Raw genomic sequence first — 1,703 nt, 5'->3', positions numbered from 1 at the left:
TTGCTCGCGAAGAGGCCGGCCGATTCAACACAACGCTCAACCCGGCGTCAGGCACTCCGGTCCATTCAGCTTCGGATCGTTGACCATATTGGCCAGCACCCGCTCGCGCAACGCGGTGGGTTGACTGGCCAACAAGGCCTGTAAGGTGTGCAGCGGCGTCTCGGGGTTCAGCCAGGCTGCCTGCCCCGCCGCATCCAGAATCAACGGTCGGCGCTGACTCTGCGCCGCCTGGGTCACCACCGCCGTACTCAACCAAACCTGCTCCTGCACCGGATACGCCTCCCAGATCGCCGCAAAGAACAGTGTGCTGCCCTCCCCCGGCGTCAGCCAGTACGGGCGCTTGCGCTGGGTGCCGCGCCATTCGTAGAAACCATTGGCCGGCAGCAGGCAGCGGCGCTGGCGAAACGCTTCGCGAAACATCGGCTGTTCGGCAAGGGTTTCCGCCCGGGCATGGGCCGGTGTACGAGAGAGATCGGTCAGCCAGGGCGGCGTCAGGCCCCAGCGCGCCCGCGCCAGGGTGTGCTGGCCGTCGCTCAGGCGCTGGATCAGCACCGAGTCATTGGGAGAGATGTTCCACTGGGCCTGCTGGTCGGCCGGGAAGCCCGGCAAGGCAGCAAACGCGGGGTTCCAGCGAAACAGGGCATAACGTCCACACATGGGGCAACACGACTCTTGGAGAAACTGGCCGACAGCCTAACAGACCAGCACGTCGGGAAAGCTGTCGGGTTCATCACCGGGCAGTGGTTGCGCACCGTTGTAGGCGGTGATCAGCTCGCGGGCGTAGGCGGCCTGGTCGTTCTCCACCGCCAGCGCCAGCAGGCCATAGATCGGCAGTTCGCCGGTACCCCCGAGCAAATCGCGCCCCACCAGGTGCGCGGTGATGCCCTCGCTTTCGAGCATGCCTTGCAGCAGCTCACCTTCCATCAGGTTTTCCGGCTCGTAGATTCGCTGCATGGGCGTACCTTTTATTTATTCGTTCTCGCTGCGTACGTTGAGCATCCATTCGCCGTCATGAACCTGCAGCTCGAAAACAATAGGCCGGCAGCACACCGGGCAGTCCTCAATATATTCCTGATCGCCCGCCGACAGGTCCAGTAGCGCCGTGACTACCTCTCCACAATAAGGACATTCGTACGACTCCTCTTCCATCGCGGTCTCCAAGGTGACTTGTGCGTATAATCGCCGGTCTATTTACAGGGCTATTTTTCGTCCCGGCCAATTGCCCGGACCACGCCCTGATATTTATTGTTCCAAACCTTTACTTACCCTAGCCGTTTCTAACAAGAGAGCATGATGGGCGAATTCGATACCATCCGACCTTACAACGACAGCGAAGTCCCGGCAGTGCTGGCCCGACTGTTCAGTGACAAGGCCTTTCTGGACATCCTGACCCACTTTCGCTTCCCGCGCTTTGCCGGCGCCTTCGGCTGGCTGCTCAAGCCGATGATCGCTCATAAACTGCGCCGTGAGTTCGCCGGCGTCACTACCGTGGCCACGCTGCAGGACAAAGTCGAGTTTTACGTCGACCACACCATCGAGCGGGCAACCGACGGCGTGACCTATACCGGCGTGGAGCAGTTCAAATCCGGCAGCGCCTACCTGTTCCTGGCCAACCACCGCGACATCGTGATGGACCCGGCCTTCGTCAACTACGCCGTGTATCACGCCGGCCTGCCGACGCCACGCATCGCCATCGGCGACAA

Annotated in this window: 3 protein-coding genes and 1 pseudogene; 1 reads left to right on the top strand and 3 read right to left on the bottom strand. The window is 61.7% G+C overall.

Annotated features, from left to right (window positions below):
• Window positions 1–36: 36 nt before the first annotated feature.
• From HX846_RS25320 to HX846_RS25310, 3 genes are read right to left on the bottom strand one after another with little or no spacing between them, the layout of a single operon-like run.
• On the bottom strand, window positions 37–657 hold the full coding sequence (locus HX846_RS25320) for an SOS response-associated peptidase (protein ID WP_178966319.1): 621 nt from the start codon (window positions 655–657) through the stop codon (window positions 37–39).
• A 36-nt stretch (window positions 658–693) separates the two neighbouring features.
• Window positions 694–954, bottom strand: coding sequence for a putative signal transducing protein (locus HX846_RS25315; protein WP_017477710.1), 261 nt, complete (start codon window positions 952–954; stop codon window positions 694–696).
• A 15-nt stretch (window positions 955–969) separates the two neighbouring features.
• Entirely contained in the window at window positions 970–1,149 is a 180-nt protein-coding gene (locus HX846_RS25310) for a CPXCG motif-containing cysteine-rich protein (protein WP_003216161.1), read from the bottom strand.
• Between the two features lie 141 nt (window positions 1,150–1,290).
• Here HX846_RS25310 and HX846_RS25305 point away from each other — a divergent pair.
• A pseudogene (locus HX846_RS25305) lies at window positions 1,291–1,703 on the top strand (glycerol acyltransferase); the annotation flags it as partial.

Source organism: Pseudomonas sp. K5002 (assembly GCF_013386655.1).
Lineage (GTDB): Bacteria > Pseudomonadota > Gammaproteobacteria > Pseudomonadales > Pseudomonadaceae > Aquipseudomonas.
Note: the sequence above shows the minus strand (reverse complement) of the source record. Positions and strands in the feature narration are given on the sequence as shown.

What these genes read in the sequence shown, in the direction of transcription:
- HX846_RS25320 (WP_178966319.1), bottom strand. Translation starts at nt 657, where the DNA reads ATGTGTGGACGTTATGCCCTGTTTCGCTGGAACCCCGCGTTTGCTGCC.
- HX846_RS25315 (WP_017477710.1), bottom strand. Translation starts at nt 954, where the DNA reads ATGCAGCGAATCTACGAGCCGGAAAACCTGATGGAAGGTGAGCTGCTG.
- HX846_RS25310 (WP_003216161.1), bottom strand. Translation starts at nt 1,149, where the DNA reads ATGGAAGAGGAGTCGTACGAATGTCCTTATTGTGGAGAGGTAGTCACG.